Consider the following 21,651-nt stretch of genomic DNA (forward strand, 5'->3'; position numbering starts at 1 on the left):
GGGAGACTTTCATGGACGCTTTTATTTGTGACGCGCAGCGCACACCCATCGGCCGCTTTGGCGGTGCATTGTCATCGGTCCGCGCCGATGATCTGGCAGCGGCACCGATTGCCGCACTGATGGCCCGCAATCCGGATCTGGATTGGTCCAAAATCGATGACGTGATCTTTGGCTGTGCCAACCAGGCCGGCGAAGACAACCGTAACGTGGCCCGTATGGCGGCCCTGCTGGCCGGCCTGCCGGTCGATGTGCCCGGTGCAACGATCAACCGTCTGTGTGCCTCTGGCATGGATGCGGTCGGCGTCGCGGCCCGTGCGATCAAGGCCGGCGACATGGATCTGGCGATTGCCGGCGGTGTCGAAAGCATGACTCGCGCACCTTTCGTGATGCCCAAGGCGGAAACCGCCTTCTCGCGCAACAACGCTGTCTATGATACCACCATTGGCTGGCGCTTTGTGAACCCCAAGATGAAGGCGCAATACGGCGTCGAATCCATGCCCGAAACCGGCGATAACGTGGCTACGGATTATGATATCAGCCGCGAAGATCAGGACGCCTTTGCCAAGCGCAGTCAGGACCGCTGGGAAGCGGCGGACAAGGCCGGTGTTTTCGCCGATGAGATCACCCCCGTGTCGATCCCGCAGCGCAAGGGCGACCCGATTGTCTTTGACCGCGACGAACACCCCCGCCCCGGGACCACGATTGACGCGCTGACCAAGCTGCGCCCGATCAACGGCCCCGACCTGACCGTGACTGCGGGCAATGCCTCTGGCGTCAACGACGGCGCGGCGGCGATGCTGATGGCCTCTGAGGCGGCGGCGTCGCAGCACGGGCTGACCCCGATTGCACGCGTTGTCGGTATCTCTGCCGCCGGTGTTGAACCGCGCATCATGGGCATCGGCCCTGTTCCTGCCAGCCAGAAAGTTCTGGCCCGCGCAGGTCTGACCATCGACCAGATGGATGTGATTGAACTGAACGAAGCATTCGCGTCGCAAGGGATCGCCACATTGCGCGCGCTTGGCGTGGCGGATGATGCGCCTCATGTGAATGCCAACGGCGGCGCGATTGCCATCGGTCACCCGCTGGGGATGTCCGGTGCCCGTCTGGTCATGACCGCAGCCTTGCAGTTGAAACGCACAGGCGGCCGCTATGCGCTGTGCACCATGTGTGTCGGCGTCGGCCAAGGCGTCGCCATCATCCTCGAACGCGCTTAACGCAATTATCCCCCTGAAAGGATCTGAACGATGTATGCACAGATGATCAAATCCACCGGCCAAGGTGTCAAATCTCTCGAAGAGATGGATCCGCAGGAACGCGCCTTTCAGGAACGGATAAATGCGGGCGGCAAAATCGAACCGAAAGACTGGATGCCGGAGGGGTATCGCAAGAACCTGATCCGGCAGATCGGCCAGCACGCGCATTCGGAAATCGTGGGCCAGTTGCCAGAAGGCAACTGGATCACCCGCGCCCCGACGCTGGAGCGCAAAGCGATCCTGCTCGCCAAGGTGCAGGACGAGGCAGGCCACGGTCTGTATCTCTATTGCGCCGCCGAAACACTGGGGGTCAGCCGTGACCAGCTGACCCGCGACCTTCTGTCGGGCAAAATGAAATACAGCTCTATCTTCAATTATCCGACCCTAACATGGGCCGATATGGGGGCTGTCGGCTGGCTCGTGGATGGGGCCGCGATCATGAATCAGGTGCCGTTGCAACGCACATCCTACGGTCCCTATGCCCGCGCGATGGTGCGTATCTGCAAAGAGGAATCGTTCCACCAGCGCCAGGGCTACGACATCATGATGAAGATGGCGAAGGGCACAGACGCGCAGCGCAAGATGGCGCAGGACGCGCTGAACCGCTTCTGGGGCCCCGCGCTGATGATGTTTGGCCCGTCGGACGAAAACTCTGTCCATTCGGCGCAATCGATGGCGTGGAAGATCAAGATGAACTCCAACGACGAACTGCGTCAGAAGTTCGTCGATGAATGTGTCCCGCAGGCCGAATATCTGGGCCTCAGCGTTCCCGACCCCGATCTGAAATGGAACGAGGAACGCGGGCATTACGACTTTACCCAGCCCGATTGGGACGAATTCTTTGACGTGCTCAAGGGCAATGGCCCCTGCAATACCGAACGGCTCGCCGCGCGCAACAAAGCGTGGGACGACGGCGCGTGGGTGCGGGACGGTTTGATGGCACATGCGGCGAAGAAACGCGCCGCGAAACTGGCAGCGGAGTAAGCAAGATGAGCAGCCCAGAAGCAAAACCCTACCCCGGCACCCAAGCGGTCGACCACGGCAAGGCGCGCGCCGATGAATGGCCCCTGTTCGAGATTTTCATTCGCGGCCAGCACGGGCTGAGCCATCGCCACGTCGGTTCGCTTCACGCCGCTGACGCCGAAATGGCGATCAAGAATGCCCGCGATGTTTATACGCGCCGCAACGAAGGCGTGAGCATCTGGGTCGTCGAGGCCGCCCATATCGCCGCCTCCTCGCCCGAGGGAAAAGGCCCGCTGTACGAGCCCGCCAACGACAAGGTCTACCGCCACCCCACCTTCTTTGACATTCCAGACGAAGTGGGGGCGATGTGAGCACGGCAAATATAGACCCTAACAAAGGTGATTTGTTCGAATTTCTATGCCGGATGGGGGATAACACCCTTGTTCTGGGGCACCGCGTCTCGGAATGGTGCGGCCACGCCCCCGTGCTGGAGGAAGACATCGCGCTGGCGAATACCGCGCTGGACCTGATCGGCCAGACCACGCTTTGGCTGGATCTGGCGGGTAAGGTCGAAGATGCCGGTCGCGATGCGGATCGGCTTGCCTTTCACCGTGACGTCTGGGATTTCCGCAATCTGTTGTTGGTCGAACAGCCCAACGGCGATTTCGGCCAGACGATCATGCGCCAGTTCCTGTTTGACGCATGGCACCTGTCGCAGCTGACCGCCCTGATGGAAAGCAGCGATGCACAGATCGCGGCCATCGCGGAAAAGTCGAGCAAAGAGGTGACCTACCATCTGGAGCGCGCGACAGACACAGTGATCGGCCTTGGCGACGGCACCGAGGAAAGCCACCGCCGCATGCAGAACGCGCTGGACCTGTTGTGGCCCTATGTCGGGGAAATGTTCGTCGCGGACGCCGTGGATGAGGCCATGATCGCAGCGGGCATCGCGCCCGATCCTGCCTCCCTGCGCGCCGCCTATGATACTTTGGTGAACGATGTCTTCACCGTCGCCACGCTGACACGGCCCGAAAGCGATTTCGGCCATCGCGGCGGCAAATCCGGTAAACGCCATTCGGAACATCTGGGGCATATGCTGACGCAGATGCAATGGCTGCAACGCGCCTACCCGGATGCGACATGGTAGTCGAAAAGCCCTCGTTAGAGACTGTTTGGGGCTGGCTCCACGCCGTGCCGGACCCCGAGATTCCGGTAATCTCGCTGACCGATCTGGGGATCATCCGCGATGTGCAATGGCAGGGTGACACGCTAGAGGTCACGGTGACGCCGACCTACTCCGGCTGCCCTGCCACGACGATCATCAACCTTGATATCGAAGCGGCATTGCGCGGGCACGGGATCGAAAAACTGGCTCTAAAGCGGCAACTTTCGCCTGCCTGGACCTCTGACTGGATGACCGACGCGGGCCGCGCCAAGCTGGAAAGCTACGGCATCGCCCCGCCCCAACCCGCAGGTGGCCCCGAACGCTGCCCCCGGTGCCAATCGACGCATCTGGAAAAGATCAGCCAGTTCGGATCGACACCCTGCAAGGCGCAATGGCGCTGCACCGACTGTCTGGAACCCTTCGATTATTTTAAGTGTATCTGACCCATGAGCCAATTCCTCCCCTTATTAGTGACTGATATTCACCGCACCATCCGCGACGCGGTGGTCTTGACCCTGCAGCCCGAAGACCCAAAGGCATTTGCCTTCAAGCAGGGTCAGTATCTGACCTTCAAACAGGATTTCGACGGGACCGAGCTGCGCCGCAACTATTCCATTTGCGCCGGTCTGGATGACGGCGTGTTGCAAGTGGGGATCAAGCGGGTCGATGGCGGTGCCTTCTCTACCTTTGCGAACGAGGTGTTGAAGGTCGGGGATACGCTGCATGCCATGCCCCCCCAAGGCACGTTTTCCGCCGGGTTAGAGCCTGATCGCGCGCGGAATTACCTTGGCTTTGCCGGCGGGTCGGGGATCACGCCCGTGCTGTCGATCCTCAAGACGGTGCTGAAACGCGAGCCCAAATCGACCTTTACGCTGGTCTATGCCAACCGCGCTGTGAACACGATCATGTTCCGCGAAGAGCTGGAGGATCTCAAGAACCGCTATATGGGCCGGTTGAGCGTCATTCACATGCTGGAAAGCGGCCAGGACATCGACCTGTTCACCGGCCGTGTAGACCAGAATAAATGCGCCGAATTGTTCAAGACCTGGATCGACGTGTCGGACATGGACATGGCCTTTATCTGCGGGCCGGAGCCGATGATGCTGGCCATCGCGGATGCGCTGAAAACCCACGGGTTAGAGCCTGATCAAATCAAGTTCGAACTGTTCAGCGAAAGCCAACAGGGCCGTCTGGCGAAACAGGAAATGGCCAAGCGCAGCGAAGGTCAGGCGCAAACGCAGGTGACCGTGAAAATCGACGGCGCGCAGCACAGCTTTACCATGGCCAAGGGGCAGTCGGTGCTGGATGCCGCGCTAGAGAATAACCTTGATGCGCCCTTTGCCTGCAAGGCGGGGGTCTGTTCGACCTGCATGTGCAAGGTCACCGAAGGCGAGGTCGAGATGCTGTCGAACCACGCGCTTGAGGACTACGAAGTTGAACGCGGATACCGGCTGAGCTGCCAAAGCTATCCGCTGAGCGACACGCTTTTCATTGACTACGACCATCACTAAGGGGCCCAATATGCGCGATATCCAAAGCTTTGCCGCCGGACAATGGATCAACCCCGGTGCCGGTGCACGCAACATCGCAAGTGCGATCACCGGCGATGTGATCGCCCAAGCCGGCAATGACGCGCTGCAGGTTCAGACGATGCTGGCCTATGCCCGTGACATCGGCGGCCCTGCCCTGCGCAAGCTGACTTTTCACGACCGTGCCCGGATGCTCAAGTCCGTCGCGCTCTACCTCAATGACCATAAACAGAGCCTGTACGAGCTGTCGTTCGACACAGGTGGCACGCAGGCTGACCACATGATCGACGTGGATGGCGGGATCGGTACGATGCAGGTCTACGCCGCCAAAGGTCGCCGCGAGATGCCGGATGATCAGGTCTATCTTGATGGTCCCGTCGAACAGCTGGGCCGCGCGGGTCAGTTCATGGGCCGCCACATCTGCACGCCGTTGCAGGGCGTTGCGGTTCATATCAACGCTTTCAACTTCCCCGTTTGGGGCATGTTGGAAAAGCTCGCCCCGACGCTGCTGGCCGGGGTGCCTGCCATCGTCAAACCCGCCACCGCCACCTGTCAGGTGACCGAGGCCTGTTTCCGCCTGATGATCCAATCCGGTATTCTGCCAGACGGCGCGATCCAGTTGGTGACGGGGGGCTTGGGCGATATGCTGGACCACCTCGATTGTCAGGATGTAGTTAGCTTTACCGGCTCTGCCGAAACCGCGCTGAAACTGCGCAGCAACCCTGTGTTGGTCGAACGCTCCGTCCGGTTCGCGTCTGAACAAGATAGCCTCAATGCCTCTGTGTTAGGGTCTGATGCGGGCCCCGGCACGCCCGAGTTTGATCTGTTTGTGAAAGAGGTCCAGCGCGAGATGACGGCCAAGGCGGGGCAGAAATGCACCGCCATCCGCCGGATCATGGTACCGCAACCCCATGTTGATGCGCTGATCGCCGCGCTGTCGGACCGGCTGGCCAAAGTCACCATCGGCGATCCCCGTCTTGAAGGCACGAAAATGGGCGCGCTTGTTTCGCAATCGCAGCGCCGTGATGTGATGGAGAAAGCCGCCCTGATCGGGACCGAGGCGACGCGTGTCTTTGGCGACCCCGATGCCTTTGCGGTCGAAGGTGCGGATGCGCAGAAAGGCGCCTTTGTCCCGCCGATGCTGTTCCACTGCGCCGATCCCGATGCCGCCACGCATGTGCACGACACCGAGGCTTTTGGCCCTGTGTCCACCATCATGCCTTACCGCGACACCGATCACGCCATCGCGCTGCTGAACAAAGGCAAAGGGTCACTGGTCGCCTCCATCATCACCCGCGACGGCGAGACCGCACGCGACATGGTCATGGGCGCAGGCGCGTTTCACGGGCGGCTCTATTTCAACAACCGCGACTCGATGGCCGAGGCGACGGGCCACGGTGCCCCCCTGCCCCATATGGTCCACGGGGGTCCGGGGCGTGCAGGCGGCGGCGAGGAACTGGGCGGCGTGCGCGGCGTCATGCACTATATGCAGCGCACCGCCATTCAGGGCAGCCCCGATATTCTGACCGCCATCGGCAAGCAATGGGTGCCCGGCGCGACCGAGATTTCGGACCGCGACCACCCGTTCACCCGCCGCTTTGGCGCGCTGGATTTGGGCGAGACTTTCAATTCTGCCAGCCGCACCGTGTCGCTGGAGGATATCGAGACGTTCGCTCATTTCACCGGTGATACGTTTTACGCGCATATGGATGACGCCGCCGCCAAGGCGAACCCGTTCTTTCCGGGCCGTGTTGCCCATGGCTATCTGCTGCTGAGCTTTGCCGCAGGGCTGTTCGTGCAGCCTGACCCCGGCCCTGTGCTGGCGAATACCGGGCTGGACAACCTGCGCTTTATGGCACCGGTGCAGGCGGGCGACAGCATCAAGGTCCGGCTCAGTGTCAAGGCAAAGACGCCTCGCAATGTCGAATACGGTGAGGTACGCTGGCACGTGACCCTGACCAATCAGGATGATGCCGCCGTGGCCGAGTATGAATTGCTGACGATGAATGCCTATTGACGACTTTGACCTTGCGATCGCCCCCCTGAAAGACCTTGGCGGCCAGCGCGTCTGGTCTTTGATGATCAGTCTCTTTGGTGATCTGGCCCGACAGGAAGGGCAGATCATCGGCGGGCCGGTGCTGTCGGCGATCATGTCGGCGATGGACGTCCGTCCCGAGGCCGCGCGCGTGGCTCTGCATCGTTTGCGCAAGGACAAATGGATCGCGTCCGAGAAACACGGGCGGATCAGCCATCACAGCCTGACACCCCAAGGCCGCGCCCAAAGTCAGGCGGCCAGTGGCCGGATCTACGCCACCCCGAACGATCTGCCGGAGCACTGGCAAATGATCGTGACCGATGACGCCGAGACCGGCGCGCTGGAAAAGGCGGGATTCACCACGTTGATGCCGCGCCTTTATGTCGGGGGTGCCGGCCTACCTGTGCCCAAAGACGCGGCCACGCTGCCCGGTCAGGCTGCCCCCGACTGGATGAAACGCCAGCTAGAGCCTGCCTCCCTTGCCGAAAGCTATGCGCAGCTGTCAGACGCCTTGCACCATGTCGCGCGCGACCTTGCCGGTGCCGACACGCTGACGCCGTTGCAAATTGCGACCCTACGCTGCCTGATCGTGCATAATTGGCGCCGCCTTGCGCTGAAGCACCCCGCGCTGCCGCGTCCGCTGATCCGCGATGATTGGGCCGGTCTGGTCGCGCATCAAAGGGTTGCTGCTCTGCTCGCGGCCTACCCACGCCCTGACCTGCCGGAAATCGCCACCGCCTGAGGCCGCGCAGAAAGCGATGCTTTCCCAACGCGCGCCGTCGGGATATAGGGAGGGCATGACAAATACAGTTTACCAAAATGACCTGCCCGACGGGCTGAACCTTGGACCGATGGTCGCGATCGATTGCGAAACCATGGGGCTGCATCCGCACCGTGATCGGCTGTGTGTCGTGCAGCTGTCCGGCGGTGACGGGAACGCGCATCTGGTCCAGATCGCCAAGGGCCAGACCGAGGCCCCTAATCTTTGTGCCCTGCTCGAAGACCCGCATGTGCTCAAGCTGTTCCACTATGGCCGGTTTGACATCGCGGCTTTGCTGAACACCTTTGGGGCCAAGGCCGCGCCGGTCTATTGCACCAAGATCGCCAGCCGCCTTGTGCGCACCTATACCGACCGCCACGGGCTTGCCAAACTCTGCCAAGAACTGCTGAGCGTCGATATCTCCAAACAGCAGCAATCCAGCGATTGGGGTGCCGAGACGCTGACCAAAGCGCAGATCGACTATGCCGCCTCGGACGTGCTGCACCTGCACAAGCTGCGGGACGTGTTGAACCAGATGTTGATCCGCGAAGGACGCATCGAGCTCGCACAAGCGTGTTTTGAATTTTTGCCAACCCGTGCCCAACTCGATTTGGACGGCTGGCCCGAAACGGATATTTTTGCACACGCATGACCACACCTTTCCTAGATACCGCCCGCCGCGTCATCCGCACCGAAGCCCAAGCGCTTGAACAACTGGCCGACAGTCTGGACGACCGTTTTCGTCAGGCCATCGACCTGCTGGTCGCGACCCGTGGGCGGGTGATTGTCACCGGCATCGGCAAATCCGGCCATATCGCCAAAAAGATCGCCGCAACGCTGGCAAGCACGGGCACGCCCGCGCAGTTCGTCCACCCTGCCGAGGCAAGCCACGGCGATCTGGGGATGATCACTGGCGATGATGTGGTGCTTGCGATCTCGAACTCGGGCGAAGCGCCGGAGCTGGCCAATCTGATCGCCTATTCGCGGCGCTTTTCCATCCCGCTGATCGGCATCACCAGCCGCGCGCAAAGCAGCCTTGGCGCGCAATGCGACGTGGTGCTGGAACTGCCGCAATTGGCAGAGGCCTGCGGGACCGGCGTGGTGCCGTCGACATCGACCACGATGACACTGGCGATGGGGGATGCTGTGGCGATTGCCCTGATGGAAAACCGCGCCTTCACCGCCGAACATTTCCGCGAATTCCACCCCGGTGGCAAACTTGGCGCACGGCTTAGCCGCGTCGCTGATCTGATGCACACGGGCGATGCGCTTCCGCTGGTGCAGGTCGATGCCCCGATGTCCGACGCGCTGATGGCGATGAGCAGTAAATCCTTTGGCGTGGTGATTGTCACCGACAGCAACGGCGCGCTGGCCGGTATCATCACCAGCGGCGATTTGGGGCGTCACCTGGACGGGCTGATGTCCAAAACCGCGCGCGAGGTCATGACGCCGACCCCTGTCACCGTCGCACCCGACGCGCTGGCGGAAAAGGCCGTGGGCATCATGAACGCCCGCAAGATCACCTGTCTGCTGGTGCTGGACCCCGCCCAAGGGGACGTCCCCGCAGGTCTGCTGCATATCCACGACTGCCTACGCGTCGGTCTGGGCTAGGGCGCGATGCAGGGGGACCGTTACACAAGGCTGATCTCTTGGCTCAAGGTGCTATTCCCCTTGGCAGCGCTTGGCCTGCTGTCGACCCTGTTCCTGCTGTCGCGCGCGATTGATCCCGGGCAGGCCATCCCCTTTGCCGAGAAAGAGGTGCAAGATCGCCTGCGCGACCAGCAGATCACCGGCCCCTTCTTTACCGGCGCAACGTCAGAGGGGGACGAGCTGTCGTTCTATGCCGATGTGCTCACCCGCCCCGACGGGCAGACCGGCATGAACCACGCCGAAAACCTGCGTGCGACGATCAACACCCCCGAGGGATCGACCTTTCGCCTGCAATCGGATCTCGCCGATTTTGATATTGCCGAGGATGTGGCCGATCTGCTGGGCAAGGTGATCCTCACGACCTCGACCGGATACCGGCTGCAAAGCGAAAAGATCACGTCAGACCTGTCGGGGCTGAATATCCAGTCGCCGGGCGCGGTCCACGGCACTACCCCAGGTGGTACGCTTGAGGCCGGCGCCATGTCGATAACGCAAACAGATGAACAAACCGCCCCCCAATTGGTTTTCACAAACCGGGTGAAGCTGATATACAAACCGAAATCCAAATCAGAGTGACGCACGTGAAACACCTACTGCTGCCCGTTTTCCTGCTCCTTTCCGCGATGCCAATCGCCGCACAAGGGACCAATGTGGCCTTTGGGTCGATCCGTCAGGATACCGGCCTGCCCGTCGAGGTGACCGCCGACAATCTTTCAGTCGATCAAGGGGATGGATCGGCTGTTTTCACTGGGAATGTGCTGATCGGTCAGGGCGAGATGCGCCTGTCCGCCGCACGCGTTCTGGTTGTGTACCGGGCAGAGGCCGAAGGCATCGCGCGGCTTGAAGCGACGGGCGGTGTGACCCTTGTCTCGGGCAAGGACGCCGCCGAATCAGAGCGCGCGGATTACGACATCGACACGGGCACGATCGTGATGTCGGGGAACGTGCTGCTGACCCAAGGGCGCAATGCGCTCAGCTCTGACACCATGAGCGTAAAGCTGTCGGACGGCACGGCGCAGATGTCCGGCCGCGTGAAAACGATCCTGCAAACGGGCAGCAACAACTGATGTCTTCCCCGAATTTGACGGTCACGGATGGCGCAAGCGGTCTGCGCATCGAACACCTGCGTAAATCCTACCGCAAGAAAACTGTGATCCGCGACTTCTCGATGGAGCTGAACCGGGGCGAGGTTGTTGCCCTGCTGGGGCCGAACGGCTCCGGCAAGACGACCACGTTTTACGCCGTGGCCGGGCTGGTCATGCCCGAAGGCGGCACTGTCACGATTGATGGCAAGAACGTCACCACCCTGCCGATGTATCGCCGCGCACAGCTTGGCATCGGGTACCTCCCGCAAGAGATGAGCATCTTTCGCGGGCTGAGCGTGCAAGACAATATCTCGGCGATTCTGGATATCTCTATCTCTGACGCGCGCGGGCGGCGTGAACGGCTTGAAGCCTTGCTGTCGGAATTTTCCATCGAACACCTGCGCCGTGCGCCGGCCTTGGCCCTGTCAGGTGGGGAGCGTCGCCGCGTGGAAATCGCACGTTGTCTGGCGGCCGATCCCAAATACCTGCTGCTCGACGAGCCCTTTGCGGGCGTGGACCCGATTTCGGTGGATGACATCCGCCATCTGGTTGCCGATCTGAAAAAGCGCGGCATCGGCGTGCTGATCACCGACCATAACGTGCGGGAAACATTGGATATTGTGGACCGTGCTTACATCTTGCACGAAGGTACTGTGTTGATGTCCGGCACCCCCGAAGAGGTCGTGCAGAACGAGAATGTGCGCCGGGTCTACCTGGGCGATAACTTCCGCATTTCCTAATCAACTACAGACATATTGCGCTAGTTTCCGCACATCCATGCGCCGGATTCATTTGACAACGCGGCCCAATCACGCGCTCAATAGGACTATGGCGAGACGGCGTATCATGTTTGTGCTGCATCCCCCCCTTCCCAAAGGGATGGTGTCTCTCAAACTCGTCGCATCGTCATTCACCCGCATCTGACCCCGCCTTTACCGCATTTTATGCGGCCTATGGTGTTGTCCGGATCATAAGAACAAGGAGAATTTATGCGGTACCAAATCAGTGGCAAACAAATCGACATCGGCGAAGCCCTGCAAACGCATGTGAAAACGGAATTGGGCGAAGCTGTCCAGAAGTATGCTGAGCGTCCGACGGACGCGAATGTCATCTTTTCCAAATCCGGTCACGAGTTCGTCTGCGAAACGACGGTGCACCTATCGACTGGCCTTACGGCGTCAGCGAAAGCGCATGCTACTGATATCTATGGATCTTTCGATTCATGTGCAGCAAAGATGGAAAAGCAGCTGAGGCGCTACAAGCGACGGTTGAAAGATCACCATCGCGAGCGTGCGCAACCGGTTGAACTTTTCGGTGCATCCTCGTATATCCTCGCCTCAGAAAGCGATTCAGACGCGCAGGAACCCGAAACACTCCAACCCATGATCATCGCGGAAATGCAGACCAAGATCGCGACCTTGTCTGTGGGTGAAGCTGTGATGCAGATGGAAATTTCGGGAACGCCTGTCGTGGTCTTCCGCAAAGACGGTCAAGAAGGCGTAAACGTTGTCTACCGTCGCGATGACGGCAACATCGGCTGGATCGATCCGTCGTAACACAAACCGGACCCATCAGCGGCCGAGAACAGAGCGAGCAGAATGAATTTTGCGAAACTCCTAAAGCCGGGGGCTGTCAAAGTCCTCACATCGGCCTCAAGCAAGAAACGCCTGCTCCACGACATCGGGGAGCTGGCGCATAATGCTTACGGCTTGAAAGCCGCCGCGGTGGTCGAAGCCTTGATGACGCGCGAATCCCTTGGTCCGACAGGCGTGGGCCACGGGGTCGCGCTGCCCCACGCGCGGCTTGAAGGTCTGGACAATGTGCTGGGGGCCTTTGTGCTTCTCGACAAGCCGATCGATTTCAACGCGGTCGACCGCCAGCCGGTCGATATCGCCTTTGCCCTGTTTGCCCCTGAAAGCGCGGGTGTCGAACACCTCAAGGCGCTGGCGCTGGTGTCGCGTACACTGCGCAATGCCTCTGTCTGCTCTAAGCTGCGGGCCAACCCGGACCCTGCCACGCTTTACGCGATCCTAACCGAAGCACAGGCAACGCAGGCCGCCTAAGCGGCGCTACCCCCAGCTTTTGAACCCGAACATCATATAGTCCCTCTGGTACGCGTCGGATGCGCGTTTTTCGATGTCGGCATCATAGATGTCGGCCAGCGCATAGGGGTGGGTTGCGGGTCGTGCGGGCAATGCTGCGGGCGGTTGCACCCCGACGCTTTGCGCCAAGGCTGACAGCTCTGCGGCCAGCTCATCCTCGCGGATGATCCGGTCGGGCAAGGCGAATTCGCCGAACCCCTGTACCGCCTGCGCCTGCGTGCACCACGCCTGATCCACACGAATTGCTGTCTGCCCGTTCAGATTCCCCTTGAGGAAAGTCAGAAACGCCTTGAACGCCGCGCGATGTGCGTCGGCGTCATAGCTGTTGTCCGGTTCGCCTTTCGGCAACGGCAGCTTGTAGCGGTTGATCAACGTCGTGCGCAGCTGCGGGTAGCTGCCTTTGTCCGTGGTCACGATGTGCCGGCAGAACGCGTCATGCGCACGGTCCACCGGATGCCGCAGCACGGTGAAACTGCGGTGACCGGGATGCCGGCGCTTCCACTGGCGCAACTGCTTCTGGTTCAACTTGGTTTGCAGCTTGTCCCGCCCGACACCATCCAGCGCCGCCATCCAGTCCAGCACCTGCGGCTCTGGCCCGCTGCGCAAGGGCAAATAAAGCAACGGAGCTTCGGCCGCCGCGACATAGGACGGCACCACCGGCCCGCGTCGGGGTTCGAAATTCGGGGTGCGGGTCAGGTCGAAGCGATCCATCCGGCCAAGCGCATCCAGCATATCGTCATAATTGCTGACCTTGGCCGAGATCGGGTCGGGGTTCTGCTTTTTCAGACTTTTATCCAACGCCTCTAGCGGGTGATCCACGCCCAGATATCGCGCCAGACCGTTCATCACCTCGACGCTTTGCAGATCCTCATAGGCCACGTAAAACGCCGTCTGCCCCAGCTTCTGCAACCGGTTCAACAGTGTCAGCTGGAACGCCTGAAGCGCCTCTAGGTGGTCCGAGAATTCTTCTTCGTCAAAGACGGCTTGCGCCTTTTTCCGCGCTTTCACGTCCGTCAATTTCCACTGCCCCGTGCTGCGCGCGATCTTCCAGCTGACGTAGCTTTCGACAGGGTTGCGCGTCAGGATGATCTTGGCGCAGGTGTCGTCTTCCAGCAGCGGATCCAGAACGCGCGGGTCGTGGTTGTGGAAATAGCGAAACCCGCCGATGCCCTTGGTCTTGTCGCGTATCGCAACCAGCAGCTTTGTCGGGTCGTCGTCCCGTGTTTGCTGGTCTATGCCCAAAATCTCGGTGCTTTTGGGGTAGCCGATAAAATGCGGGTTGAAGGCCTCGCCGTGGCAGGTGATCCCGTCAAAGGCGTTCAGGTTGCTCTCCAGAAAGTTGGAGCCCGTGCGCATTTCGGCAAAGACGACAAAGCTTTTGAAATTAGAACTCATATTTACTGCACCAGATAGGGTTTGCGCGGCGGTTTCTGGGGGGCCGACATGCCACGTTCAACAGGAAAGTCGCCCATCAGATAGGGGTGCATCCCCTGGTTCTTGAGGTTCTGCAGGAATTGGCCAAAGCCGGTGAGATCCGCCATCTTTGGCACCTCGGACAGACGGCCGGTTTTGACCTGCCCGATCTCGTCCAGAATGCTTTGCAGCGGCTCCATCGGGGCTTCGATGAATTCGGCCATCGTCCAGATACGCACCCGCGCCTTGGCGTAATGCGACCGCAGCACTTTCATATGTTCGCTTTCGATCTTTTGCAGCGCGGCGGCGGTGCGGCGAATGTCGGCGAAATCCTGATTGGACCGGAACAGCGGCACGGCCCAAGCTCCGGTGATCACCGACACCTGCGCATTCGGATCCTTGGCGATGTTCCAGACGATATCCTGATTGTCCTGCGGGCCGAACTGGAAGCATTGACGTTCGCCACGGGTGTTCCAGATCAGATTGGTTAGAAACGCCTTGGGGTCGTAGTCGCGTATCTTGGCGCTATTGCTCAGCGCCCCGTTGATCGAATTCTGCCCATCGGCAAAATGCACGCGATCCGGTGCGAACAGATGGCCATGCACCCGCGCGCCGGTGGATTTGGTGAGCCAGGGTTCAAAGTTCTCGAACAGCTCGACAAATCCCTGAAACACGGAATAGGGCGCGGCAGTGACGCCGTTTTCCCAATCTTCATTGGGGAATCGGCTTTGCATATAGAGCCCCGCCCGCCCCCGCGTGCGCCGTTCAACCGCTTTGGCAAAGACACGGTCAATCTTGCCGGGGTTCGGCTCTGTCCGCTTCATGGCACCCGCCTCATCGGTGAGGAACGCCTCGTAGAGCCTGTCCGCTTTGGGCCATATCTTGCGCGCGACAAAGCAATCGGACCGCCGCAAAAGTTGGAGGTGATCGTCGTAAAAGATATGCGGCTTGCCCTGAAAATCGAACTTGGACAGCGTCAGCGACCGGCTTTCGATCTGGGTCGAATACAGCCGCGCGAGCGTCTGGAAGTAGCTTTCATCCGGTATCCAGACGTGGCGGAAATAGGCGTCGTAGGCGGCGCGTTTCGGATCTTGCAGGATCGCCGACAGGGTTTGCCGCGTCAGGCACCACCATTGCGACCCCATATGCGGCACGACCCCCTTGGGGATACGCCGCTTGAGCCCGATAAAGCGCTGCACAGCCACCGCCTTGTCGAACAGATAGCGCCGCCGTTTCCACGAGAAGGGAAAACGCATGGTAAAACGTTCTTCGTCCAGCCCGCCAACGGTCCAGGGCACATCGGCTGTGGTGGCGCTTTCGATAAAATCGGTGCGCGGGCGGGCGGCAAGATAGTCGATCAGCTCTTTCACCGGACGCAGCGGCAGGCATGACCCCGATGCCAGATATACATGGCGCACATCCGGAAAGCGGTTCAGCATCATCTCGGACGCGGTTTGCGAGGCGGCCACCAGCCCCCATGTCCCCCATTCGCAACGGTATCTTTTGCTGAACACCAGCGCGGGCACATCCGCGAGCGCCTGCACAAAAGCATCATGGGTCTGGCGTGGCACCGATTTATCGACGTGGATCACCACCGGACAGCCCGCCGCCGCCCAATGTCGCGCGACCTGTTCGGCGCGGCCTAGGGCGGTGTGCACCAGCATGACGATCCCGACGCTCATGCCCAGTTCCCCTTGGACATGAGACCGAGAATCTCGAGCTGGCGCCAGTTGATATATTTCTCGGACCACTTGCCCCACAGCTGCGGATTCTGGTCGGGGTTGTTGGCATAGGTCTTGTATTCGATGGATTTGGCATAGTGCTGGCCGCGCACAAGTTCTTCTGCCGCCTTGGCGCTAAAGGTGTCCAGGAATTTGGCATGAAGCAGCACGCCTGATGCTTTCTCTCCGCCCCATTCGTCATAGACACGGTTCAACCCGCGCGGCAGCAGCATATGGGTGGAACTGACATAGGCATAGCGCCGGTCCCATTTGACCAAGGGCACCTTGTTCAGCGCGGGGGCCTTGGCGGGCTTGTGCTTGAAAAATACCCGCGCACGCGGCCCGCCCTGTATCCACAGGTTTCCATATTTGGCATTGCGCGAGATCGCGTAGTTACCGCTGTCGAACCACGATGCGATCTCCATCGGGTTCTGCCCTTCTTGATAGGGTTCATCCCCCAGCCGTCCCTTGGGGTAGACATCCAGCAGCATCGCGCCAAAGCTGCGGATCTCGCAGTTGTCCAGCCAGTCGGTCAGCGCCTGAACCGGCCGCGTATCGCAAAACGGATAGACAAAGAATTCATCCGGATCGACAACCAGCACCCAATGCCCGTGCGCGTATTTGCGTTTGAGGTAGTTCATCCAGTCGACACCGAACCCCGACCGCCGATAGCTGGCATCGGTATGCCAGACAGAGACATCCTTCATCCCGCGCAGGTAATCGGCACTGCCGTCGTCGGACCCGTTATCGACAAAGAGAAAGTGGTTGATCCCCAGCTCTCGATAATACTCCAGGAAATACGGGAGCCGGATTTTCTCGTTCCGCATGGTGCAGACAAGCAAGACATCATCGGGACGGATGGCGCTGGTGTTGTCCTGAACCTGTGTCAGCTCGGACGACTTGCGCAGCGCCCGGATCAACCGCCGCTTGCGCCGCACGCGCATCTTGTAAGAATCCCAAAGGCTCACGTGTTCTCCATACCCTGCGCGGAATGCCCCGCCGGCCTAGGGCCTTCATTCCATCAGGTTCCAAGCCAATATGTCATGGGCCGTGTTCATAAACAACGTACTTTGAAACAGTTACGCGTTGCCGGAATGACGGTCAGGCCGGGGAATATCAGGCCCAGGGGCTGCGCATCAGGTCGCAGTCTTCCAGATCCGCCGGCCCGGTATAGCGCCGCGCGCCTGCATGCCACAGATCGGGCGCGTCAGCGATCTGGTCATAGTAACCGTCAAACTGTTCCGGGTTGTGAAAATGCTGCCCCCGTGCCTTTTCCTGACGGGACTTCGCAATGATCTCTGGCAGGAACTTACTATGCAGCAACACCCCCGAGGCCGTCTTCCCCCCCGGCCCATCGTAGATGTCATTCAGCGCGGGCGGCAGGAGGGAGTGGGTCGAATTCACATAGACATAGCGCCGATGCCAGTGGATCAGCGGTATCTTGTTCAGCGTCGGTGACTGTGTGGGACGATCGGCAAAGAAAACCCGTTCGCGGACACCACCTTGCACCCAAAGGTTGTTCATCGGCCACTGACGTAGCGCCCGATAGGGGGCGGGGTCGAACCAATCCAGCACCTGCGCCGGGTCTTGGCCGGGGGCATAGAACTGCGCGCCCAATGAGCCCTTCGGGAACATATCCAGCATCAGCGTGCCGAACGCTTTGCGCGCTTTACGCTCAAGTTGATCGGTCAACGCGGGCAGTTTCCGCGTCTCCATCTGGTCATAGACCAGCAGCTCGTCCGCATCGACGGTCAGACACCAGCGCCCGTGCCCATGCCGCCACAGCAGCCAGTTCAGCCAATCCAGCCCGAACCGCGACGCGCGATAGCTGGCAGAGGTTTGCCACAGGGTCACATCGGGCTGTGCCGCCAGCATTTCGGTACTGCCATCGTCACTGCCATTGTCGATCATCAGAAAATGCGCAACGCCAAGATCGCGGTAGTGATCCAGAAAATATGGAAGCCGCGCGGCCTCGTTGCGCAGCACAACAAAGGCGAGCACGCCATCGCGCGGAATGGCGGGCCGCGTTGGTGCCTTCAACTGGTGCCGCGACCGAAATGCACGCCACAGCAGCCGCCGCCGTTTCAACCGCATCCGATAGGCACCCCATAGCCGGGCCCCTCGCGACGCGGGAACAGCGGCGCTGTCGGTCATGCGCTATAGTGGCCGGTCTGGTGCCATCTCCACGCGTCGGTGATCATCTGCTGCAGGGTCGACCGTGTGGGCCGCCAGCCCAGCTCTGTCTCGGCGCGGACCGAGCCCGAGACCAGTTTGGTGCAATCGCCCGGTCGCCGGTCGCCTTCGGTCATGGGCACGGCGCGGTTGGTAACCTCGCGGCTGTGTTCCACAACCTCGCGCACGGAAAACCCGGTGCCGGTGCCCAGATTGAACACGCGGCTGCCCTTATCCTCTCGCAGCCAGTTCAGCCCGAGAACATGGGCATCGACCAGATCGCAGACATGCACATAGTCGCGAATGCAGGTGCCATCGGGCGTGTCGTAATCGGTGCCAAAGATTGTCAGCGCATCCCGTTTACCGTCGATGGCGTCCAGCATCAGCGGGATCAAATGTGTCTCGGGCTGGTGGAATTCGCCGACCTCCCCTTCGGGGTCGGCACCGGCCACGTTGAAATAGCGGAAGATCACGCTTTGCAGACCATAAGCCGCCTCGAAGTCGCGCAGGATATCTTCGATCGCGCGTTTGGAGGCCCCGTAGGCGTTGATCGGGTGCTGCGCGCTATTTTCATCCAGCACGACATTGTCCTGATCGCCATAGGTCGCACAGGTGGACGAAAAGACGAAGTGTTTGCAGCCTGCGGCGACCGTCGCCTCGATCAGATTCAACGACCCTTCGACGTTGTTGCGCCAATAGGTGCCGGGCTGTTTCATGCTATCGCCCACTTGGCTAAGCGCGGCAAAATGCATGACGGCGACCGGCTGGTATTGTTCAAACGCGGCGTCAATCTCGGCGCGGTTCAGCAGGTCACCCTGCACGAACGGGCCGAATTTCACCGCGTCACGCCAGCCGGTGACCAGATTATCGAAGGTGACGGGGGTATGCCCTGCGGCGGCCAGCGCCTTGCACGCGTGCGACCCGATATAGCCCGCACCGCCGGTGACCAAGATATTCGCCATACGCCCGTCCCTATCGTCCAGCGCTTATTGCGCTGCGGTTTCACCCTGCATGATGTCTTGCAGATACGCACGCAGATCATCGCGCAGCTCTTCACGTGCCAGCCCGAAGGACACGGTCGCCTGCAGGAAACCGGATTTGGAACCGCAGTCGAAACGCTGCCCCTTGAAGCGGTAACCATAGACATCGTTGCCTTGGGTCAGCTCTGCTGCAATAGCGTCGGTCAGCTGGATTTCCCCGCCCGAGCCGGACTTCAGCTGGTTCAGGTTCTTCAGCACGTTTGGCGACAGGATATAGCGGCCGATGACGGCAAGGTTCGACGGCGCGTCTTCAGCTTTGGGCTTTTCGACCATGCCCTTCACCTTGACCAGTTCACCATCGGTTTGGCCCTCGTCGATGTCCAGCATCCCGTAGGAGGAGGATTTTTCAGGGTTCACTTCCATCGCCGCAACCATGTTGCCGCCGGTCTCGTTATAGGCTTCGATCATCTGCTGCAGGCAGGGCTTATCGGCAGCAATCACGTCATCAGGCAGCATCACCGCAAAGGGTTCATTGCCAATCAGACGACGCGCGCACCATACCGCGTGGCCCAGACCAAGCGCTTTGTGCTGGCGGATATAGGCGATGGCACCGCTGTCCATATTGGTGCTTTTCAGGATCTCCATCAGCTCTGTCTTGCCCTTGGAGCGCAGTTCCTGTTCCAGCACGGGCGAATGGTCAAAGTAATCTTCCAGCGCGCCCTTGCCGCGGGAGGTAACAAAGATGAATTCCTTGATGCCCGCCGCGCGGGCCTCGTCGATGGCGTATTGCACCAGCGGGCGATCGACCAAGGTCATGATCTCTTTGGGGACAGATTTCGTCGCGGGCAAAAACCGCGTTCCCAAACCAGCCACCGGAAAAATCGCTTTTGTTACTTTCTTAGCCATGTGAAATCGTCGCCTTTATACATTTACGTGCGGATAACCGAGTTAGCGCTCATTGAATTGCAAACCACCATGCTGCCAGCCCTAAATATGGGCAGCGCCTAAAATATGGCGGCTTCTTGCTGATTTTGCGGTCAAAAGCTCCTTTATGCCGCAGCTTGCACATCTTTGCGCCTTATCCGCCGTTTTCGTTAAATAAATCAAAACGTCGGATCGCTGTGGCTTTATTCATTACAGGTTGCACGCCCCACCGCAATATTGGCGATGGCGGTGGGGCGGTGCGGTTACGCCAACCCCATCTCGACCATCATCGCTTCGATCTTTGGCACATCTTCAGGGTTGTTCAGCTCCCAGAACTGGCGGCCCTTGGCCTCGACCTCGACGCAGAGCACCTTGTGGCTGTTTTCCATGAAGCGCAGCTGCTCCAACCCTTCAAGCTGTTCAAGCGGGCCGACCTTCCATGACGGATAGGCCGCCAGCGCGTCGGGGCGATAGGCATAGACGCCCACGTGGTGAAACACCGGCGTGGCATCGGCGTCCTCATAGGTTTTCGACGTGAACGGCACGACTTCCTTTGAAAAATACATCGCCGTATGATCCGCTGCGAAAACGGCGGTGGTGCCCCCCACCCGACCCGCTTTGCGGTCGGCCAGCAGCCCGTTCAACGCCGCGCCATCGCAGCGCAATACCGGCGTCGCGATCCCCGCATTAGGGTCGCCCTGCAGACCCTGCACAAGGCTTTCGACAAACCAATGTGGTGTCAGCGGCGCGTCGCCTTGCAGGTTCACCACGATGTCATAGCCACCGCCCAGAACCGCATGGGCTTCGGCGCAACGCTCTGTCCCGTTGGCACAGTCGACCGAGGTCATCACCACCTCGGCCCCGAAGGCTTCGGCGGCGTCCTTGATGCGATCATCATCGGTGGCCACAACGACCTTGTCGACGCCCTGAACCTCGCAGGCCGCACGCCAGCTGCGTTCGATCAGGCTGCGTGCCGTACCGCTCGCCCCTGTCAACAGCGCCAGCGGTTTCGCCGGATAGCGGGTGGAGGCATAGCGGGCGGGAATGATAATAAGGACCGACATCAGGAGGCTTTCAGATCAACGCCCGGCGCATGGGCGATAAAGAAGGGGTTGGCGAAATCGGCTTTGCCGTAGGTCAGCGGGGTCAGGTCGTCAAAGCGCACAACCTCACCACCAGCGCCGGTCAGAACCGCGTGGCCTGCAGCCGTGTCCCATTCCATCGTGCGCCCGACGCGTGGGTACAGATCCGCCTCGCCCGTGGCGATCAGGCAGAACTTCAGCGACGAACCCGCGCTTTTCATGTCGCGCACATTGTATTTCGCGATGTAGTCATCGGTCGCCTGATCGCGGTGCGACTTGGACGCGACGACCATCAGCGCGGCATTATCCGGCGTAGAGACTGATATCGGCTGCACAGGGCCCATGCTGTCTTTGGGGAAATCGCCGGTTTCCTCGACCGCGCTGCCATCGGCCAGCGTGAAGAACATGCGCGAACGGGCGGGGGCATAGACAACACCGCGTGTCGGCACGCCGCCTTCGACCAGCGCGATGTTCACGGTGAAATCGCCCCGACGGTTGATGAACTCTTTCGTGCCGTCCAGCGGGTCCACGATCAGGAATGTATCGCCCGACGCCGAATGGGTGGCCGATTGCTCTTCCGTGACAAGCATCACATCAGGGAACGCCGCGCGCAGCCCGTCCGAGATGATCTTGTCCGCCGCTTCGTCGGCAATGGTCACGGGGCTTTCGTCGGATTTGGTTTTGACCTCGAAATCATCCGCGCCGTAAATCTCCATGATCTTGTCGCCTGCTTCGATCGACAAACGGCGCATCACCGTTACCAGTTGCTCATAATCCATAATGTCGCGGCCTTTTCAGTTTCGTTGATTACTTTGCG

Annotated in this window: 23 protein-coding genes; 15 read left to right on the plus strand and 8 right to left on the minus strand. The window is 60.3% G+C overall.

Annotation, left to right across the window (positions count from 1 at the left end):
* The first annotated feature begins 11 nt into the window (after window positions 1–11).
* The 15 genes from pcaF (at window position 12) to ABM428_RS01355 (ending at window position 12,503) form a co-directional block, all read left to right on the plus strand.
* The gene (gene pcaF / locus ABM428_RS01285; RefSeq protein ID WP_353628075.1) at window positions 12–1,214 is read left to right on the plus strand and encodes a 3-oxoadipyl-CoA thiolase; all 1,203 of its coding nucleotides are present in this window, start codon (window positions 12–14) and stop codon (window positions 1,212–1,214) included.
* 30 nt (window positions 1,215–1,244) lie between these two features.
* Window positions 1,245–2,237 (plus strand): 1,2-phenylacetyl-CoA epoxidase subunit PaaA, encoded by a 993-nt coding sequence (gene paaA, locus ABM428_RS01290; protein WP_037942555.1) that lies wholly within the window; start codon window positions 1,245–1,247, stop codon window positions 2,235–2,237.
* Window positions 2,238–2,242: 5 nt separating this feature from the next.
* Entirely contained in the window at window positions 2,243–2,587 is a 345-nt protein-coding gene (gene paaB, locus ABM428_RS01295) for a 1,2-phenylacetyl-CoA epoxidase subunit PaaB (RefSeq protein WP_353628076.1), read from the plus strand.
* 53 nt (window positions 2,588–2,640) lie between these two features.
* On the plus strand, window positions 2,641–3,363 hold the full coding sequence (gene paaC, locus ABM428_RS01300; protein WP_206338406.1) for a 1,2-phenylacetyl-CoA epoxidase subunit PaaC: 723 nt from the start codon (window positions 2,641–2,643) through the stop codon (window positions 3,361–3,363).
* On the plus strand, window positions 3,357–3,824 hold the full coding sequence (gene paaD / locus ABM428_RS01305; protein WP_132997597.1) for a 1,2-phenylacetyl-CoA epoxidase subunit PaaD: 468 nt from the start codon (window positions 3,357–3,359) through the stop codon (window positions 3,822–3,824). The genes paaC and paaD overlap by 7 nt, the downstream gene beginning before the upstream one ends.
* Before the next feature lie 3 nt (window positions 3,825–3,827).
* Window positions 3,828–4,892: a 2Fe-2S iron-sulfur cluster-binding protein gene (locus tag ABM428_RS01310; RefSeq protein ID WP_132997598.1), complete on the plus strand. Its 1,065-nt coding sequence runs from the start codon at window positions 3,828–3,830 to the stop codon at window positions 4,890–4,892.
* 10 nt (window positions 4,893–4,902) lie between these two features.
* On the plus strand, window positions 4,903–6,927 hold the full coding sequence (gene paaZ / locus ABM428_RS01315) for a phenylacetic acid degradation bifunctional protein PaaZ (protein WP_353628077.1): 2,025 nt from the start codon (window positions 4,903–4,905) through the stop codon (window positions 6,925–6,927).
* Window positions 6,917–7,687 (plus strand): PaaX family transcriptional regulator C-terminal domain-containing protein, encoded by a 771-nt coding sequence (locus tag ABM428_RS01320; protein ID WP_353628078.1) that lies wholly within the window; start codon window positions 6,917–6,919, stop codon window positions 7,685–7,687. Before paaZ ends, ABM428_RS01320 begins: the two co-directional genes overlap by 11 nt.
* Before the next feature lie 55 nt (window positions 7,688–7,742).
* Window positions 7,743–8,357 (plus strand): ribonuclease D, encoded by a 615-nt coding sequence (locus ABM428_RS01325; RefSeq protein WP_005850559.1) that lies wholly within the window; start codon window positions 7,743–7,745, stop codon window positions 8,355–8,357.
* The gene (locus tag ABM428_RS01330; protein WP_064217285.1) at window positions 8,354–9,316 is read left to right on the plus strand and encodes an SIS domain-containing protein; all 963 of its coding nucleotides are present in this window, start codon (window positions 8,354–8,356) and stop codon (window positions 9,314–9,316) included. The genes ABM428_RS01325 and ABM428_RS01330 overlap by 4 nt, the downstream gene beginning before the upstream one ends.
* A gap of 6 nt (window positions 9,317–9,322) precedes the next feature.
* Window positions 9,323–9,931 carry an LPS export ABC transporter periplasmic protein LptC gene (gene lptC / locus ABM428_RS01335; RefSeq protein ID WP_009825618.1) on the plus strand — a complete coding sequence of 203 codons (609 nt, stop codon included), beginning with the start codon at window positions 9,323–9,325 and terminating at the stop codon, window positions 9,929–9,931.
* A complete protein-coding gene (locus ABM428_RS01340; RefSeq protein WP_005850563.1) occupies window positions 9,928–10,422 on the plus strand; it encodes an LptA/OstA family protein in 495 nt (164 codons plus the stop codon). Before lptC ends, ABM428_RS01340 begins: the two co-directional genes overlap by 4 nt.
* Entirely contained in the window at window positions 10,422–11,180 is a 759-nt protein-coding gene (lptB, locus tag ABM428_RS01345) for an LPS export ABC transporter ATP-binding protein (RefSeq protein WP_005850564.1), read from the plus strand. Before ABM428_RS01340 ends, lptB begins: the two co-directional genes overlap by 1 nt.
* Window positions 11,181–11,429: 249 nt before the next feature.
* The gene (gene hpf / locus ABM428_RS01350) at window positions 11,430–11,996 is read left to right on the plus strand and encodes a ribosome hibernation-promoting factor, HPF/YfiA family (RefSeq protein ID WP_005850565.1); all 567 of its coding nucleotides are present in this window, start codon (window positions 11,430–11,432) and stop codon (window positions 11,994–11,996) included.
* A gap of 42 nt (window positions 11,997–12,038) precedes the next feature.
* Window positions 12,039–12,503, plus strand: a complete 465-nt coding sequence (locus tag ABM428_RS01355) for a PTS sugar transporter subunit IIA (protein ID WP_005850566.1) — start codon at window positions 12,039–12,041, stop codon at window positions 12,501–12,503.
* A 6-nt stretch (window positions 12,504–12,509) separates the two neighbouring features.
* Here the strand turns inward: ABM428_RS01355 and ABM428_RS01360 are convergent, their stop codons facing one another.
* From ABM428_RS01360 to cysQ, 8 genes are all read right to left on the minus strand, one after another.
* Entirely contained in the window at window positions 12,510–13,937 is a 1,428-nt protein-coding gene (locus ABM428_RS01360) for a sulfotransferase family 2 domain-containing protein (RefSeq protein ID WP_132997601.1), read from the minus strand.
* A 2-nt stretch (window positions 13,938–13,939) separates the two neighbouring features.
* The gene (locus tag ABM428_RS01365; protein WP_005850570.1) at window positions 13,940–15,637 is read right to left on the minus strand and encodes a beta-1,6-N-acetylglucosaminyltransferase; all 1,698 of its coding nucleotides are present in this window, start codon (window positions 15,635–15,637) and stop codon (window positions 13,940–13,942) included.
* A complete protein-coding gene (locus ABM428_RS01370; RefSeq protein ID WP_037942542.1) occupies window positions 15,634–16,620 on the minus strand; it encodes a glycosyltransferase family 2 protein in 987 nt (328 codons plus the stop codon). The genes ABM428_RS01365 and ABM428_RS01370 overlap by 4 nt, the downstream gene beginning before the upstream one ends.
* A gap of 172 nt (window positions 16,621–16,792) precedes the next feature.
* Window positions 16,793–17,830: a glycosyltransferase family 2 protein gene (locus tag ABM428_RS01375; protein ID WP_132997602.1), complete on the minus strand. Its 1,038-nt coding sequence runs from the start codon at window positions 17,828–17,830 to the stop codon at window positions 16,793–16,795.
* Window positions 17,827–18,810, minus strand: a complete 984-nt coding sequence (gene galE, locus ABM428_RS01380) for a UDP-glucose 4-epimerase GalE (RefSeq protein ID WP_009825625.1) — start codon at window positions 18,808–18,810, stop codon at window positions 17,827–17,829. Before galE ends, ABM428_RS01375 begins: the two co-directional genes overlap by 4 nt.
* Window positions 18,811–18,834: 24 nt before the next feature.
* Window positions 18,835–19,734: a UTP--glucose-1-phosphate uridylyltransferase GalU gene (gene galU / locus ABM428_RS01385; RefSeq protein ID WP_005850578.1), complete on the minus strand. Its 900-nt coding sequence runs from the start codon at window positions 19,732–19,734 to the stop codon at window positions 18,835–18,837.
* A gap of 281 nt (window positions 19,735–20,015) precedes the next feature.
* The gene (locus tag ABM428_RS01390; protein WP_132997603.1) at window positions 20,016–20,816 is read right to left on the minus strand and encodes a 3-deoxy-manno-octulosonate cytidylyltransferase; all 801 of its coding nucleotides are present in this window, start codon (window positions 20,814–20,816) and stop codon (window positions 20,016–20,018) included.
* Window positions 20,816–21,613 carry a 3'(2'),5'-bisphosphate nucleotidase CysQ gene (gene cysQ, locus ABM428_RS01395; RefSeq protein WP_037965563.1) on the minus strand — a complete coding sequence of 266 codons (798 nt, stop codon included), beginning with the start codon at window positions 21,611–21,613 and terminating at the stop codon, window positions 20,816–20,818. The genes ABM428_RS01390 and cysQ overlap by 1 nt, the downstream gene beginning before the upstream one ends.
* Window positions 21,614–21,651 lie beyond the last annotated feature (38 nt).

The sequence above is a fragment of the Sulfitobacter sp. TCYB15 genome (assembly GCF_040435955.1).
Lineage (GTDB): Bacteria > Pseudomonadota > Alphaproteobacteria > Rhodobacterales > Rhodobacteraceae > Sulfitobacter > Sulfitobacter pontiacus.